Here is a 17,895-nt window from a genome sequence, read left to right as displayed (position 1 = left end):
CCATGAACAATCACAAACCACTTCTCAATAAAGCCTTAAGTAGGAGAGAGATGTTAAAATTTAGCAGTTGTGGGTTTGGCTCTCTTGCTTTAATGGGAATGATGGGTGGTCTGAATACTGCCTGCAAGTCTACAGACAAGCAATCGCAAAATATCCTAAGCCAGTTGGCTAAAGCACCTAACTTTTTACCTAAAGCCAAGAACGTCATCTTCTTGTACATGGATGGCGGAGTGTCACAGGTAGATTCATTTGACCCAAAACCCAGACTTGCGAAGGAAAACGGTATGGATCCCAAGTTTAAAATAGATGCGACACAGTTTAACAACAATGGTAAAATACTGAAAAGCCCATGGGATTTTAAGCAATATGGAGAATCTGGAATGGCCGTAAGTGAGCTTTTCCCGCATATTGCTGGCTGTGCAGATGACTTGGCGTTGATTAGGTCGATGGTTTCCAATTTTCCCGAGCACACCAACGCCAATTATTTCCTGCACACAGGCAGTGGCCTGCAAGGAAGACCTAGTGTGGGTGCCTGGGTAAATTATGGACTAGGAACAGAAAACAGCAATTTACCCGGTTATGTTGTTTTAGATGGGGGATTAATTCCTCCTGGAGGGGTAGATAACTTTAAAAATGGCTTCCTTCCTGCAGATTATCAGGCGTCAATTATGAAAACTGGAAATACTCCTGTGGCAAATATTAAGCCGGACAGCAGTTTGACAAGTCACCAAAAGCAAAAGTTGGATTTCATCAAAGAAATGGATGCCAAAGAGGAAGGAAAGTCAAACGAAATAGAGGCAGCCATCAAAAATTATGAATTGGCCTATCACATGCAATCTTCCGTGCCTGAATTGACCGAATTTTCGGCAGAAACAAAAGCTACGAAGCAGTTGTACGGATTATTTGATGAAGATATAAATACGAGAAACTATGGTGCCCAGTGCCTAATGGCCAGAAGGCTGGTTGAAAGAGGTGTTCGTTTTGTGGAGCTTACTTGTCCATACATGAGTGGTATTGATAGGTGGGACCAACACCAAAGTCTAAAAGACGGGCATGAGCGGAATGCACATGCGGTGGATCAACCCATTGCTGGACTTCTGAAAGACTTAAAGTACAGAGGGCTGTTAGAAGAAACGCTAGTGGTTTGGACTGGAGAGTTTGGTCGAACCCCTTTTGCTCAAGGGGCTGATGGAAGAGATCATAACCCTTCTGCCTTTAGTATGTGGATGGCTGGCGCGGGTGTTAAAGGAGGAACGATATATGGCCAAACTGATGAGTATGGCTATAGGGTAGTTGATAAGCCTGTGACGATTCATGACCTTCATGCCACCATTCTTCACTTATTGGGTGTAGATCACAAGCAATTGACCTATCATTTTGGAGGGAGAGATTTTAGACTTACCGATGTTCACGGAAACGTGGTCAAAGATATTTTGGTCTGAAAACTTAAATAGTTTAATGGTATATACAAAGGCTTTTATTAGCGGTGTTTTCCATGTAATTTGAGGAATTCCCAAAGTTTTCATTCTTCAAAGAATTCCTTAGGTCTTGATAGTTGATTTTTCACTAAATTGGATAGAATATAGATTAGCAAAAAAGCTAAAGCTAATCTCGAACAAAACAGAAAAGATATATACCCTTAGGCCCATATTCTTACCTCTATGAAATCAAATAAACCTTTTTACTTTATTCTGTTTGCTACTGTTTTAGCCGTGTTTGTTTCTCAAAACCTACTTGCCCAAGAAGAGTTAAAGAATCCTTTAAGAATAGGGAGTACCAACAAGTTGAATTTTGCTGAGAGGACTGCTCAAATACCTATTATAGATAGCGATTTTCCTGGTGGAAATGTTGTCATAGATAAGGTTTTAGGCGACACTATATTTTTTAAGCCAGCTCTTCGGGATACCCCGAGAGAATGGTTTTATTGGTGTTTTACTGTTAAAAACACCAGCAATAAGAAATGGTTTTTTAAAGCGACTAAGCCAAATGTTTTGACCAATTTAGGGGCAGCCTACAGCAAAGATGGAGGCTATGGATGGAATTGGATTGATCAAAGCAATTACCTTGGGCCTGACCTTTTCAGCTTTGAGTTTTCAGGTGATGGAGAACCCGTAATGTTTAGCATGGGGATGGCTTACACACAGAAAAACTTCGATAAGTTTATGTTGCAGCACAAAAACTCCAAATATATAAGAAAGTCAGTGCTCAGCACTACCCGAGCGGGAAGAGAAGTTGAACAGTTGTTAATAAGTAATTTTGATTCTCAACCCAAGGTTAGGGTATTGTTTACTGCCAGGGCCCATGCTGGAGAAATGATGAGCAATTATATTATTGAGGGCATGCTTGATGCTATGTTATCAGGAAATGCCTCCATGGATAAACTGTTAGAGAATGTGGAGGTTATGATCATTCCATTTTTGGATAAAGATGGGGTAGAACAAGGTGATCAAGGCAAATACCGAAGTCCAAGAGATCACAACAGAGATTACTCTGGTGAAAGTATTTACACAAGCACAAAGGCCATAAGAGAAGACATTCCAAAATGGATAGATGGATTGCCATGGATAGGGATAGATCTTCACAATCCCTGGATAAAGGGAGAAAACAATGAGTGGGTTTATTTTGTGGGAAATGAAGAGGAAAGGATTTCTGCTGCACAAGAAAAATTCGTGAATACTTTGATCCGAACACAGAAGGGACCACTTACAATCAATAGCAAAACAGGTTTTCTTGCCTATGGTACTGCCTGGAATAAGGGAAGCAATTATGAACAGGGATACTCCTTTAGCAAATGGGCCTCGGGATTTTTAGATGAAGGTTTAATTATGACCACCACCCTGGAATTTCCTTTTGGAATCAATAACGGGCAGCTTGTTACCCAAGAAAAAGCCAGGTTATTCGGAAAGGATTTAATTTATGCGCTTTCGGAGTATATTGAAGGTCAATGAGGAGGAGTATTAGATTTTAGATGAAAATTGGAATGAATAATAGGTCCTCACTTTTAGCTTAATAAAACAATTCAAGCATGGACATTATTCTTTCAGAAACCAGGGACATTACAATTGAACAAGTTGTAGCCCTTTACAAAGCGAACGAATGGTCTGCTGCTGAGAAGCCCACTGAATTAAAAAATGCACTGTCAAATTCTCATTCACTGATCACCGCTTGGGACAAAGAGGAATTGATTGGATTGGGGAATGCTATTTCAGATGGTTATTTAGTCGTTTACTATCCCCATTTATTGGTTCATCCAGATTATCAGGGAAAAGGCATAGGGAAAAGAATTGTAGCCAAACTTCAAGAAAAATACAAAGACTTCCACATGCAAATGTTGACAGCAGATGGAAAAGCCATTTCATTTTATGAAAAAATGGGCTTTGAGAAAGCAGGAGAAACAATGCCCATGTGGGTTTACAAAGGCAATGAACATTAAGTATCCTTTATCCAATTAAACGTCCAATACGCCCAGGCTAAGGCTTGCGGGAAACTAAAGACGTTACTCATTTATTTTTTAAAAAAAGCTGCTCGATGTTATTTGAACAGATGGCCTCATTAGATTCTTATTTAAAAAATACTTTTTACTGGTAATTTTCTTTTATTTTTTTGAATTTTTAAGTATCATTATACCAACTTAAGGTAATAATCAATCCAAATACCTTCTTTTTTATTAAAAGTACAGAATTATTTGATGAATTATTCTTTGTTTTTGCTTATAAAAGGAATTTTATCTAATTTGATAAAGAACAGCTTTTATCAGTATAAATGAAATAATATTTATACCAGATATACAGAATAATGTAATTGTTTTATTATTTCTTTTAATAGACTAAAAATTTGTTTCCGATAGCGTTAATTCAATAATTTAGGGGTGAATTTACCTGATTAGACCAACGATTAAATGAATAGGTAGATGTGGTTTCACGAACCATTTTATTGATTTCTATTCCCAATTGACCCAAAAGACCAATTAATTACTTATTCCCTAACTGGGTAAATGGGAAGTTTTCAATCCAATAACTAGAAAATTAATTAAATCTTATGTAAAGAAAAACCACCAATGAAAAAGCCATCTATAAATAGATGGCCTTCACAAAAACGATAGACAAATGGGTAAGTTTCTCAGGTTCATCCATTTGATCTAATTTAATGCAGTTCAAAAAACAACACTAAAGCCTACAAAGTTATGAAAAAACGACTACTCTCGGGGTATCCGTCAATCAAAATGTTGATATTCCTAATGGCTATTCAGCTATTTTACCCCAATATCCATAAAGGGCATGCGCATGCCCTTTATGAAGAAGTACCTACCATCATCAATTCCTCTGAAAACAATGCGGAAAAATTGAATTTGATGGCAGATGTTACGGTAACAGGTACAGTAACAGATCAAAATGGTGAACCAATTCCAGGAGCAACTATTTCTTTACCGGGAACGACCATTGGCACAGCCACTGATTTAGACGGGAAGTATTCATTAACTGTACCGGAAGCATCTGAATTGGTTTTTCCTTTATTGGATTTGAAAGCCAGCAGATAAAAATAGGTGATCGTTCCATCATTAATGTAACCTTATTGGAGTCTACTTCCTCATTGGATGAGGTGGTAGTAGTTGGGTTTGGTACACAAAAAAGAGCCAATGTAACGGGTGCCGTGAGTACTGTTTCTGGGGAGGATCTTGCCAGAAGACCCGTGGTCAATACAGCTGCAGCATTGCAGGGTACGACACCAGGACTTTCTATTCAAAACAACGGTGGTGCTCCTGGAGATGAAAGTACCAGCATAAGGATAAGGGGTGTGGGAACATTGAATAATTCCAACCCTCTGATTTTAGTAGATGGTGTAGAGCAATCGCTTAGTACGGTGGAGCCAAACAACATTGCCTCTATTACTGTATTAAAGGATGCCGCTTCTTCCGCCATTTATGGTTCTAGAGCAGCAAATGGTGTAATTCTGGTAACTACCAAAAGAGGTGAAGATGGTGCAGTCAAGATTACCTACAATAATTTTGTGGGATGGCAAAACCCAAATTTCTTTCCTGAACCAACAGATCCGGTTACCTGGATGAGGTTGGAAAATGAGGCTCAGGCCAATGTAGGAGCAAATCCAACCTATAGTGAAACTTATATAGAAAATGTAGCGGCAGGTACCAATCCTTTGCAATATCCTTTTGCGGACTACGAAGGGGGAATCTTTAACCCAAATGCTTTTCAACAGCGGCATTCTGTTTCTCTTTCCAGTGGAGGAGAATCTGGAAGGGTTTTCGCTTCTATCAATTATTCTGACACAGATGGTATCCTCCAAAATTTCAACAACAAGCAGGTAACCATGCGGATAAATTCTGACATGTATGCTACGGATAAGTTGACGATTAAAACCAATCTGATGTATAGAAACAGAGGGTTTAGCGGACCGGGATTTACTGGACAGCGTATAACACAAGCCTTGTTGCATATCAATAGAAATATTGTGATGGAATACCCTGACGGTACTTATGACCTTGTTTCAGGACAATGGAATGCCCGAGCAATGGCTCAAGAGGGAGAAACAAGCAATGTAAGTGATGATGTTTTTGGCCAGTTAGGCTTTGCTTATACCATCAATGAAGCATTATCTCTGGAAGGTAACGTAACGCTTAACACAGAGTCTACCGATGGTTTTGTATTTCAAAACAGTTTGGCAGGAATGAGGAATTATTTGACTGGTGATTTGGTAAATGTTGGGGGTTGGTTTGCCACTTCTGTGCTTACCGAAAGTCAGATGAACCAACGTGAATTGAGTCAAAGATTGTATTTGAATTATGACCAAACCTTTGACAAGCACAGTATCCAGGGAACTGTTGGTTACGAAGAAATCTACAATAGATACAAACAAATTTCTGCTTCCAGGGACAATTTCTATAGCAATGATTTGCGAGATATCAACGCAGGTGACATTCAAAACCAGACTACAAGTGGTTATTCCCAGGAGTGGAGACTAAGATCCTTTTTCGGAAGGGCAAATTATAGTTTTGACGACAAATACATGTTCCAGGCCAATGTTAGGTATGATGGATCATCCAGGTTTGGAGAAGGCAAAAGATGGGGCATTTTCCCTTCCTTCTCAGCAGGATGGAGAATATCAGAAGAAGACTTCCTTAGCGGCGGAGATTTGTTCAGTGATCTAAGACTTCGAGGATCATGGGGTCAGTTGGGTAACCAAAGCATTGGACTTTACAGGTATCTCAATACCTACAACCTTGGTACTGGCTACCAGTTTAACAATAACCTGGTACCAGGAACAGCTATCACAAGTGCAGGAAATCCTGACATTACCTGGGAAACCACTACCATGTCAAACATTGGATTGGATATGGGCTTTATGGACGATAGGATTGAAGTAATCGCCGAGTATTTTTACAAATACACCGATGATATTTTGATTGAATTGCCGATCCCAAGAACCATTGGTTACAACCCTCCAGTGCAAAATGCAGCTGCAGTTTCTAATAGAGGTTGGGAATTGGCCGTTAATTACCATGGCTCTCCAGCCTCAGACAATGGATTCGAGTATTCTGTGGGAGTGAATTTTTCAGATGTAGTTAATAGAATTGAAGACTTGAAAGGTACGGGACCATTTTTCCCTGATAAATTTACCGTATGGACAGAAGGTGAATCTATCAACTCCTTAAGAGGTTTAAAATCTCCGGGTATTTATAAATCCCAAGCGGATTTAGACAAATATCCAGCGACCATTTTCCCTACAGTTACCATTGGAGACGTTATTTATGAGGACTTAAATGGAGATGGTGTTATTTCTCAATCTCTTTATCCTGCTGGCGACCAATACATCATGGGGAATGAAGATCCCAGGTATGAATTTGGGGTAAGGTTTAGTGCCTCCTACAAAGGATTTGATTTCTCTATGTTTTGGCAAGGAGTCCTTCGTCAGCAACATTCATTGGATGGCGCATTGATGGAAGGTCCGAACTACACGAATTTTATTCCTGTGACCATGGCCAGAGAAGCTTATCATCCGGAAAGAAATCCAAATGGCACATGGCCTATGGTAAGGTCTGGAAATTCAGCCAACTTAATGGAAGCTGATTTTTGGTTACAGAACACCAGTTATCTTAGGTTAAAGAATTTCCAATTGGGATACACCATTCCTCAAAATCTTGTAGACAACCTTAGGGTTTATATCTCAGGTGAGAACATGTTGACTTTTACAGAAACAGAGTTGTTTGATCCAGAGACACCTAGAGGAAGAAGTCAGTTCTTCCCACACAGCAAACTTTTCAGTGGTGGCATAAACGTCAGGTTTTAATCAAAAAAAGGAAAAGCGATGAAATTAATAAACAAAACAATAAAATATATAGGGTTATCATATTTGGCTTTTGGCATGTTTAGCTGTGACCAAGGGCTTGATTTGATTCCACCAGGGGAGGTTTCAGAACTTATTTACTGGCAGCAGGAAAAGGATGCAAACCTCGCAGTAAACGGGATTTACACGGAACTGGATGGTCAGACGATGGTGAAAGAACTGGATGGCGCAACGGATATTGGATTTAGAGCACCTTCCGGACCTGGTTCCCTGCATGATGTAAGTATGGGGTCCTTTGATCCGGTCAACGCAGCGATAGGGTCTCAATGGGACAGGTACTACAGAGGGATTCAGCGAGCAAATAATGTGCTTGCAAATATCGACAGAATCGAGCAGGGAGACCAGGAGTTATTGGCCCGTTACAAGGCTGAAGCAAGGTTTTTACGTGCTTTCTTTTATACCCAATTGAGCAGTCTTTGGGGAGATGTGCCATTAATTTTGGAGCCGCTGGAAATTACAGATCAAATCGGTAGGACAGCTAAGTCTGAAGTGGTTGATTTTGTCATTGCTGAATTGGATCAGATAATACAAGGAAGTCAATTGCCATTGAGTTATTCTCAGGAAGTGGGAAGGGCTACGCTTGGCGCTGCTATGGCATTGAAAGCCAGGGTAGCAATCAGAAATGAAAGGTATGCTGTTGCCAGAGATGCTTCCATGGCGGTAATGGATTTAGGAATTTATGAACTCTATCCTGACTACGGAAAATTATTTAATTATGCCGGACAGAATTCTTCAGAAGTGATCTTTGATAGGCAATATGCTGTAGGGGGAGATACCTACAATGCATTTTCCTTTGCCGCAGCTTCTATAGGTGGAGGTTCCGTGGTTGAGCCTGTCCACAATTTGCTATTGAAGTATGGGTACAAAGGACCTCAAAATCCAAACGATCCTTTTGAGAACATTGATCCACGTTGGAATTTCACGACTTATTATACTGGTCAGCCAATTGGTAACAGTACCTTTAACTCATTGCCGGACAGTCCGACAGCAGATAGGGTTAGGTCATCGGAATTTTCTACGGTCAATGGATACAACCTGAAGAAGTGGGTGGATTTTGAAGCTGATGCGGCTAATCCAAATACCGGTTCTATCAATATGATTTTGATACGCTATGCAGATGTGCTTCTTATGTATGCAGAATCTAAAATTGAGTTGAATGAGATTGATGATTCAGTGTACGATGCCATCAATATGGTAAGAGAGAGACCAACGGTAGAAATGCCTCCTATAGCATCAGGTAAATCCCAGGAAGAGTTAAGGGCAATCATCAGGGATGAAAGAGCCGTTGAATTGGCATTTGAGGGGCTTAGGTTGTTTGACATGAACCGATGGGAAATTGGGGAGGACAAGATAGGTACTGTAGAAGGTCTTTATTACCTCAATACTACTAGTGGTGAGTGGGAAACCATCACCAGTGGTTTGACCAGGACATTCAGACCTGAGCGGGATTATTTATGGCCTATTCCTCAAGTAGAGATTGATATCAATGATAACATCACGCAAAACCCTAATTATTAAGGTTACGCAGCATTTATCAAGTTAAAGTATAGTTCTTAAAGTTGAATGAAAGCCCACAAACGATTTGTTTGTGGGCTTTTTTGGTTAGTTTCTTAAAAGCCTCCTGCTTTAACTGGAGGTATTCATGGATTAAGCACGGTTCTGGGTTTAGCCAAATTATAAACCCAAAAAATAGACCTCACTGCTAAAGGCGAAAAAATTTTCAGACTCTCTCTCAGCATTTCAATTTGTCAAATTCTATAAATTGAGAAACCTAATTGTGTTTGCTTAACTATGGTTAGGAAATAATGCTAACAAAAGAATTCTATCTTCTGCCTTCTGCTAAAATCAATACTTTCATAATCATAAAAACTTAGTTAGATTAGTAGGCAATAATAAAGAGAGTAATTTGAAGGATATACTTTATTCGTAAAGTAGCTGATCGTTTGAAAAACTTACACAATCAATTTAAAATAAAAAGCATCTTTAAAAAATCCACCTATATCAACTCAACAATGTGTAAAATAATCTTACTCGGTTTGACACTGTTGTTTTCTTTTTCCTGCAATTTGGATAATGAGGATGATTTTATTATTCATGAAATTGGAAACGTTTGGTTAAGTGGCGGTTTAGCAAACTGCGCTGAACAAATACACCTTAACAATGGAGACACATTAATAGTAAATTTAGACGATATAATAACTTTTAATTCAGGAGATAAAGTAAGTGTGAAATACAAAGAAATCGACATAAATGAATCTTGTTCTCCAAGTATTGACTGTGAAATTGTTGAGATTAAAAAAGTTGAGTAAAGCCTCACGTTTTGACCTCTAAATCTAAAAGACTTTAAAGTAAAATCCGTATGATTTTGTTGTGTTTTTTGGGCGTTCAAAAAAAATAAATTGTTTTATGTTGGCTTTATGGTACTGGTGGTCAACACATCAGAAAAACAGACAATCCGAATAATATAGACTTTTAATAACAGCTGATTTAAAAATCTAGCCAATGTTGATTTCATTAATATGTGCAAGGCCCTAAGAGTCTAAATTTCGCCCTTTTTCATAAGCTTTTAAACAATTCTAATGAGTTATTGGCCAAAATAACCAGGTTGGAAGTCAATATCCAGCTATTTTTATAGCTAACTTGTCTATATTATTAAAACCTCATTATGATATGAAATCAATAACAACGCTCCTTTATTTTGCCATTTTCTCCATTTGTTTTATTGGCTGTAAGCAGCAAAATAAGCAAGTAGCCCAAACGGTAGAAAAACCTGTCAATTCAGCCATAATACCGGTCCCAAAACTGGAAGATGACAGTTACGATTGGCTAGTGCGGCATAGCGATGTGCTTGATGTTAAAGATTCATTGGATCCAGAAATTGTTTTAATTGGAAACTCCATCACTCATTTTTGGGGAGGCGATTATCCCCCATTGAAGTATGCTGATGGTAGTTCAAGAATATCCAATGGCCCAGCTTCCTGGCAAGCTACTTTTAAAAACCACCGTGTATTGAATTTAGGCTTTGGATGGGACCGTACTCAAAATGTACTCTGGCGATTGAATAATGGAGAACTTGATGGGCTTGACCCAAAATTGGTGGTTATCCACATTGGCACTAACAATACCAGTGAAACAAAAAATGCCCGCATGAATACTGCTGCAGAAATTGTTGAAGGAATTGCTGCAATTTATAACGGCGTTCGGTCTAAAGCGCCTAATGCAAAAATTGTATTAATGGAAATTATGCCTCGTGAAGAAATGCCAGATAATCCACGCAGGTTATTAATCAACGAAACAAATCAATTGTTGAAGATATATGCAGCTGATAACAAGATAATATTACTAGACATTGCTTCTAAAATGCTAACTTCTGATGGCCTCCTCACCAAACAGGTTACCCTTGATTTCTGTCATCCAAATGACGTTGGATATCAAATTTGGGGAGAGGCCCTGCGTCCATATATTGATAGTATGGAAGATTGAAATTCAAAATCATTTAATAACATTTAAATTGCAAGAGTGGCTGGGCTTGGCCCTTGGATTTAAGGGCTCCTTTTTAAGTTTGGGATGAATTTCTGGGGGAAAATTAATCTTAGCATGGCTTTTTCTTAGGCCCAGCAGGCTTTTAATAAATGGGCACTTTTGTTATGTATTTTCTTTGACGGATGGTATTAAATTGCCTGCATATTTTCCTATCTTAGGAATGCAACGATAGAAATTCTATTAAGTGGCTAATAGCCAAAGAAAGATAACTGAAATTTCATGGGCTATGAAAGGTACCAGGGCCTTGTGAAATATTTAAGAGAAAATGAATATGGAAACTGAAATTAAAAAATTACTGCCCCATAGATTTCCTTTTTTATTCTTAGATGAAATCATCACTGCGAACGAAAAAGAAATAATTGGACGAAAGGTTTTTGACAAGTCCAATGACAAAATGTTGATCGGAAGTTTCCCTGAATTTAACTTTATTCCTGGAATGATATTAGTTGAATCAATGGCACAATGTGGTGGCGCGGGTGTTAATAAAGCAGGACTTGCGAGCGGATTTTTCGCATTAGTAAGTATGGAGAATGTTAAGTTTTTAAAAGGAGTAACCTATGACGAAGAAATCAAATATATCATTAAAAACATAAGAGTTAGTAACCGATTAATAAAACAAAGTGGAGTCGCCTACAACGCAAAAAACGAACCTATTGCAGAAGCTACCTGGATGTGCGCAAGAATTGAAAGTGAATAAAAGAACATGACTTATTTCTTTTAGAAATTTGAATATTTACTTTAATAACAATGAAGCTTTAAAAACCTTTTTCCTAATCGATATAAAAATTCAAGAATTAATTCCAAATCCATGAAACCCATTGCTTTAATACTATTTCTGATTGTTTCTATTCATTTAGAAGCACAACAAGTAGTTGACCTCTACCCTAATGCCATTCCTAACAGCAAGCCTAATTCGATGATAGAAGAAGTCATTGAGAAAAATGGGCAAGTTTCATGGCTTAAAAATGTTTCAAAACCAACATTGACAATCTATCATCCTGATAAAGAAATGGCCACTGGAGCCGGAGTAATTATTTGCCCAGGTGGAGGTTATTCAGGGGAGAGTTATCTGCGTGAAGGGACTCAAATTGCTGAAGCATTTGTGCGCAAAGGGATCGCAGCATTCATCCTGAAATACCGATTGCCTAGCGATTCAATCATGATTGATAAATCAATAGGACCATTACAAGATGCCCAGCAGGCAATTAAAACAGTTCGACAACATGCTTCAGAGTGGGGCTTGGATGCTCAGAAAATTGGGATTATAGGTTTTTCAGCAGGTGGACATTTAGCGGCAACAGCCGGAACGCATTTTAATAAATCCTATATTCCAAATGATGAAAAGATAAGTTTAAAACCCGATTTTATGATGCTGATTTATCCGGTAATCAGTATGAAAGACGAATTAGCTCATTTAGGATCCCGTCAAAATTTGCTTGGAAAGGATCCTTCCGAAGAACAGATTTTGTTGTTTTCAAATGAATTGCAAATTGACCAAAACACTCCACCGACCTGGTTAACCCATGCAGGAGATGACAATGTGGTCACAGTTGAGAACAGTATCCGTTTTTACCAAGGATTAATTCGAAATAATGTTCCTGCAGAAATGCACCTTTACCCAAAAGGAAATCATGGTTTTGTATTAAGTTCACCTGCTGAGGAATGGATGCAGCCACTCTTTGGTTGGATGAATAAAAGTGGCATTGTTAAATGGTGATTTTAAATCCTGTTAAGGAATTAAAAATGCTTTGACCAACAAAAAATGCAAAAATGCATGCTACACTTGAGGTTAGTGTGTTGCGAAACTTTGGTCATCCTGTTGGGTGAAGGGTCGCTATGGTCTGCTAATTCGTGCTACTTTAAAAAATATTAATAGGGGCATGGCATCAGTCTCAACTCGATTGCTTCATTTAAGAAAAATCATTTTATAAAAATTAACATTATGGAAACCACAAAATATTCTAAGGTATATCGAATAATACATTGGACGATAGCTGTTTCATTTCTTCTATTATTAATTACAATTTTTTTGCGGTTAACCTGGATGAATAAATTTAATGTAGCAGCGATCATACAGGATTACCTGAGTGGCACCGACGTGGTTTTATCGCAGGAACAACTCATTGATTTAGCAAAAAAGATAAGACAACCAATGTGGAATTGGCATATTTATTTAGGGTATGTTTTGGTAGGTTTATTTAGCATTCGTTTCCTTCTTCCTGTATTTGGACAAATGAAGTTCCAAAATCCTTTTGGTAAAAGCCTGTCTACAAAAATGAAATTTCAGAAATGGATATATATTATATTTTATTTTTGTGTCATTGTTTCGCTTGTTACCGGACTTATTATAGAATTAGGACCAAAAGAATTTAAAAAGCCAATGGAAGAAATTCACGTTCTAAGTATTTACTACCTGATAGCCTTTATTGGTATCCACTTGGCAGGAGTATTAATAGCAGAATTTACTGACCAGAAAGGCATTATTTCAAGGATAGTAAGTGGGTCGAAAAAGGAAAACTAATTTAGTCCGACAGCACAATTTTTAAGCATTCTAAAAGTACATAACTCAAGATATAAGTTCAAAATCCTCAAGGAGAGTTGCCTTTAAGGCCTTGAGAAACCTGCGATACCTATGCATTGTCAAAGACCTAAAAAGATCCGGTATTAAATGGACAAGAAAAGATCAATACTATTAGTAGTGTTAGCAACATTTGTTCTCATAAGTTGTGGCACAAAAGAACTAGCTGTTTATGTGAGTTCCAGTGGTGATAATGAGAATGAAGGCACTATAGAAATGCCGTTTCAAACCATTGAAAAAGCGCTGAAAGAGGCAGCTAAGATCAGAAAAAGTAGCAATGAAACGATTACCATCCATTTGAAGGAAGGGGAATATCATTTGTCAACTCCTTTGGTAATAACCTCAGAACTAAGCGATATCGCTATTATTGGAGAAGGTACAGACAAGGTAAGTGTCAAAGGTTCAATGATTCTTAATACGAATTGGAAAGCATTTGACGAGAACATTTGGGTTACTGAAGTTGAAGAAGAGGTGGTTTTTAACCAGCTGTTTATCAATGGAGAAAAGCAGATTCTGGCCAGGTATCCAAATTTCGATGAAAATGGTGGGGCCTGGCAGGGGCATGCCGAGGATGCCATTGCTAAAGAGCGTGTAGCAAAATGGAAGAACCCAAAAGGAGGTTTTGTACACGCCATGCACCGTGGTCGATGGGGAGGTTTTCATTATATGATAACTGGGGTTGATTCCACAGGAGCACTTACCTTAACTGGTGGTCATCAAAATAATCGACCTTCACCCATGCACCCTGAACTAAGAATGGTTGAAAATATTTTTGAAGAGTTGGACAGCGAAGGAGAATGGTATTTTGATAAACAGGAAAATAAGCTTTATCTGTGGCCAAATGCGGAGGCTGATTTAATCAATTCAACTACTGAAGTGTCTACCTTAAAGCACCTTATAGAGGTGAATGGAAATCCGGAAAATCCTGTTAAAAATGTCAAAATTGAAGGAATACGTTTTGAGCATGCCATGCGGACATTTATGGAGGATTATAATAAGTTGCTCCGTAGCGATTGGACAATATACAGAGGAGGATCAATTTTACTTAGTGGAACAGAGTCCATCTCTATTAAAGATTGTGAATTCACCAATTTAGGAGGGAATGTAATTTTCGTCAATGGATACAACAGGAATACAGAGATCATTGGCAACCATATTCATGATGTTGGTGCTACAGCCATTAGTTTTGTAGGAGATTCAACAGCTGTGCGTTCACCATCTTACCAATACAGCGAATTTGTACCTATAGCAGAAATGGATACTATCCAGGGCCCAGCCAATGAATTGTATCCGGCAGGTGGTAAAGTAGAGAACAACCTGATTTATAAAATAGGTCGCATTGAAAAACAAGTGGCAGGCGTTCAGATCTCTATGGCCATGAACATTCATGTCAAAAACAATAGTATTTATGATGTCCCACGGGCAGGAATCAATGTAAGTGAAGGTACTTGGGGAGGACATCTTATTGAAAATAACGATGTATTTAATACCGTTTTGGAAACTGGAGACCATGGAGCTTTCAACTCCTGGGGTAGGGATCGCTTTTGGCATCCTAATAGGAAAGTTATAGACAGCCTGGTTCAGGCAAATCCTGAAATGCCTTATTGGGATGCCATTCACACAACCATTATCCGAAACAACCGTTTTCGATGTGACCATGGTTGGGATATTGACCTTGATGACGGATCTTCCAATTACCATATTTATAACAATTTATGCTTGAACGGAGGGATCAAACTTCGGGAAGGTTTTGACAGGGTAGTTGAAAATAATATTATGGTAAACAATGGCTTTCATCCCCATGTTTGGTTTGCCAATAGTAAAGATGTTTTTAGAAAGAATATTACCATGACCAAACATTTCCCAATACGGCTTACGGGTTGGGGTAAGGAAGTAGATTATAACCTATTCCCTGATGCTGCTTCATTGGCTTTAGCCCAGGAAAACAATACAGATGCGAACAGTCTTTTTGGAAACCCACTGTTTATTTCTCCTGAGACAGGAGATTTTACCGTTGCAGAAAATTCACCTGCTCTGCAATTGGGATTTAAAAATTTCCCAATGGACAATTTTGGCGTTCAAAAAGCTGAATTAAAAGCCATTGCAAAGCAACCTAATATCCCGGAATTAAATGCCTCTTATTCTCAAAAAGAGAGCAAAAACATGAAAAATTGGCTTGGGGGCACGCTTAAAAATGTTGAAACGCTTGCAGAACAATCCGCATCAGGTTTACACAGCATGGATGGAGTGATTGTATTAAACGTAAAAGATAAAAGTAAATTAGCCATGTCAGGAATAACGGATGGCGATGTAGTTGTTGGGGTTGAAGGCGAAAAATAAAAACATTTCAGAACTGCTCATAAAATATCAGGAAAATTTATGGCATGGACATCTTAAATTAAGCATTGTCCGGAATCAGAAAGAGCATGAAATAAGGGTTAATTTGCAATGATTTGCATGATTATAGCTACATATTTGGTAATATTGTATAAAAATAATGGCCAAGAAAACTTTGGATTCAGGAGTTTTAACCTGTCTCAATTGCTTGTGATTTGTCAGGATAGTCCGCAACACAGTCGACTGCCTTTTCATTTCATTAATGATGGGTGCAAGGCAAGTACTGGCTTCGAATGAAGAATAAATTATAATTTTATCCCTTCTAACAGAATTATTCTCTAATTTTGCAAAATTTTATTTGAAAAAATATGGCAAATATAATAAATGAAATTTCAAGAACTTTTAGCGAGTACTTGATATTACCAGGATTGACAAAAAAATCCAACACACCAGATACCGTAAATCTAAAAACACCTTTAGTTAAATATAAAAAAGGGGAGCTCCCTAAAATTTCTCTAAATATTCCATTTGTCTCTGCCATTATGCAATCCGTCTCTGATAATGGACTCGCAATTGCTTTGGCAAAAGAAGGAGGCTTGTCATTTATTTTTGGTTCTCAGTCAATTGAGGAACAAGTTAAAATGGTAATGATAGTAAAGAAATACAAAGCTGGATTTGTAGAAAGCAGGGCCAATTTAACACCAGAACATACCTTAAAAGATGTATTGGCTTTAAAAAAGAAGACGAGTTTCTCAACCGTTGGCGTAACAGATGATGGATCCTCATGTGGTAAACTTTTAGGACTAATAACGAGTCGTGATTACCGGGTTAGTAAGGACAATTTAGGTAAGAAGGTGAAAGATTTCATGACCCCCTTGTCAAGTTTGATCACTGCTAAAGATGGAATTACTTTAAATGATGCCAATGATACCATTTGGGAACATAAATTAAACAATTTGCCAATTATCGATAAGAATGGCAAATTAAAGTATTTTGTGTTTCGCAAAGATTATGACAGTCATAAAGACCACCCAAATGAGCTTTCAGATGATAAGAAAAGATTAGTTGTAGGTGCAGGGATTAACACAAGAGACTATGAGGAAAGGGTGCCTGCTTTGGTAGAAGCTGGTGTTGATGTATTGTGCATCGATTCTTCAGATGGTTTTTCGGAATGGCAGAAAGAAACCATTGCTTTTGTAAAGAAAAAGTACGACAACAATGTGTTGATAGGAGCTGGAAATGTCGTCGACAAAGATGGTTTCCTTTATTTGGCTAAAGCTGGTGCCGATTTTGTAAAAGTTGGTGTTGGTGGAGGTTCTATTTGTATTACCAGGGAACAAAAAGGTATTGGTAGAGGACAAGCGACGGCGCTTATAGACGTTGCCCAAGCAAGAGATGAATACTTTTTAGAAACAGGTGAATACATTCCAATTTGTTCAGACGGAGGAATTGTTCAGGATTATCACATCACATTGGCACTTGCGATGGGAGCTGATTTTTTAATGATGGGTAGGTATTTTGCCAGGTTCGATGAAAGTCCGACTAGAAAATTACTTGTGGGTGGAAATTATGTCAAAGAGTACTGGGGTGAAGGTTCTAATAGAGCAAGGAATTGGCAACGGTATGATATGGGCGGAAAGGACAATCTGAAATTTGAAGAAGGCGTAGACAGTTATGTCCCTTATGCAGGTAAACTCAAAGACAATCTCGACCAAACAATTGGAAAAACTAAATCAACGATGTGTAGTTGTGGTTTGTCTTCAATTAAAGAATTGCAATCAGATGCTAAATTGACCTTGGTGTCATCTACCAGTATCATAGAAGGTGGAGCACATGATGTAATAGTAAAAGACGGTAAGAATTAAGGTCTTATACGCAGCTAGGTAGATTCCTGTGAGTAAGAAATAAATAGGGCCATCCGAAAAGCTTATTGGGTAAAGATTTATGTTCCTGTCCTGTGTCTAACTGTATAGGAATAACTGTAATGGGTTTATTATCACTGCTTTTTAAAGTATAATAGTGCCTTCAGGTTTTTGTCTACTTAAAATCACCCAAAAAGTGAAAGTTTAAAATAAACG

General features: G+C 38.2%; 13 protein-coding genes. All 13 read left to right on the top strand.

The annotated features are described in order from the left end of the window. Positions 1 to 2 precede the first annotated feature (2 nt). The 13 genes from ADICYQ_RS16810 (at position 3) to ADICYQ_RS16750 (ending at position 17,682) form a co-directional block, all read left to right on the top strand. On the top strand, positions 3 to 1,442 hold the full coding sequence (locus ADICYQ_RS16810) for a DUF1501 domain-containing protein (protein ID WP_020889840.1): 1,440 nt from the start codon (positions 3 to 5) through the stop codon (positions 1,440 to 1,442). 219 nt (positions 1,443 to 1,661) lie between these two features. Then, positions 1,662 to 2,948 carry a M14 family zinc carboxypeptidase gene (locus ADICYQ_RS16805; protein WP_020889839.1) on the top strand — a complete coding sequence of 429 codons (1,287 nt, stop codon included), beginning with the start codon at positions 1,662 to 1,664 and terminating at the stop codon, positions 2,946 to 2,948. A gap of 77 nt (positions 2,949 to 3,025) precedes the next feature. Beyond that, the gene (locus ADICYQ_RS16800) at positions 3,026 to 3,433 is read left to right on the top strand and encodes a GNAT family N-acetyltransferase (RefSeq protein ID WP_020889838.1); all 408 of its coding nucleotides are present in this window, start codon (positions 3,026 to 3,028) and stop codon (positions 3,431 to 3,433) included. 750 nt (positions 3,434 to 4,183) lie between these two features. Then, positions 4,184 to 4,537 (top strand): carboxypeptidase-like regulatory domain-containing protein, encoded by a 354-nt coding sequence (locus ADICYQ_RS28880; protein WP_235114758.1) that lies wholly within the window; start codon positions 4,184 to 4,186, stop codon positions 4,535 to 4,537. After that, positions 4,498 to 7,302, top strand: a complete 2,805-nt coding sequence (locus ADICYQ_RS16790; RefSeq protein WP_316929320.1) for a SusC/RagA family TonB-linked outer membrane protein — start codon at positions 4,498 to 4,500, stop codon at positions 7,300 to 7,302. The genes ADICYQ_RS28880 and ADICYQ_RS16790 overlap by 40 nt, the downstream gene beginning before the upstream one ends. An 18-nt stretch (positions 7,303 to 7,320) precedes the next feature. After that, the gene (locus tag ADICYQ_RS16785; protein WP_040416761.1) at positions 7,321 to 8,877 is read left to right on the top strand and encodes a RagB/SusD family nutrient uptake outer membrane protein; all 1,557 of its coding nucleotides are present in this window, start codon (positions 7,321 to 7,323) and stop codon (positions 8,875 to 8,877) included. A gap of 425 nt (positions 8,878 to 9,302) precedes the next feature. Continuing rightward, on the top strand, positions 9,303 to 9,668 hold the full coding sequence (locus ADICYQ_RS16780) for a hypothetical protein (RefSeq protein ID WP_040416759.1): 366 nt from the start codon (positions 9,303 to 9,305) through the stop codon (positions 9,666 to 9,668). 361 nt (positions 9,669 to 10,029) lie between these two features. After that, positions 10,030 to 10,842, top strand: coding sequence for a GDSL-type esterase/lipase family protein (locus ADICYQ_RS16775; protein ID WP_020889833.1), 813 nt, complete (start codon positions 10,030 to 10,032; stop codon positions 10,840 to 10,842). Positions 10,843 to 11,173: 331 nt separating this feature from the next. Then, positions 11,174 to 11,599, top strand: coding sequence for a 3-hydroxyacyl-ACP dehydratase FabZ family protein (locus ADICYQ_RS16770; RefSeq protein ID WP_020889832.1), 426 nt, complete (start codon positions 11,174 to 11,176; stop codon positions 11,597 to 11,599). 111 nt (positions 11,600 to 11,710) lie between these two features. Beyond that, positions 11,711 to 12,619, top strand: coding sequence for an alpha/beta hydrolase (locus tag ADICYQ_RS16765; RefSeq protein WP_020889831.1), 909 nt, complete (start codon positions 11,711 to 11,713; stop codon positions 12,617 to 12,619). 225 nt (positions 12,620 to 12,844) lie between these two features. Beyond that, on the top strand, positions 12,845 to 13,423 hold the full coding sequence (locus tag ADICYQ_RS16760; protein WP_020889830.1) for a cytochrome b/b6 domain-containing protein: 579 nt from the start codon (positions 12,845 to 12,847) through the stop codon (positions 13,421 to 13,423). 147 nt (positions 13,424 to 13,570) lie between these two features. Then, positions 13,571 to 15,820: a right-handed parallel beta-helix repeat-containing protein gene (locus ADICYQ_RS16755; RefSeq protein WP_235114749.1), complete on the top strand. Its 2,250-nt coding sequence runs from the start codon at positions 13,571 to 13,573 to the stop codon at positions 15,818 to 15,820. 365 nt (positions 15,821 to 16,185) lie between these two features. Then, positions 16,186 to 17,682 (top strand): IMP dehydrogenase, encoded by a 1,497-nt coding sequence (locus ADICYQ_RS16750; RefSeq protein ID WP_020889828.1) that lies wholly within the window; start codon positions 16,186 to 16,188, stop codon positions 17,680 to 17,682. The last annotated feature ends 213 nt before the right edge of the window (positions 17,683 to 17,895 follow it).

It is taken from the genome of Cyclobacterium qasimii M12-11B (genome assembly GCF_000427295.1).
Taxonomy (GTDB): Bacteria; Bacteroidota; Bacteroidia; order Cytophagales; family Cyclobacteriaceae; genus Cyclobacterium; species Cyclobacterium qasimii.
Note: the sequence above shows the minus strand (reverse complement) of the source record. Positions and strands in the feature narration are given on the sequence as shown.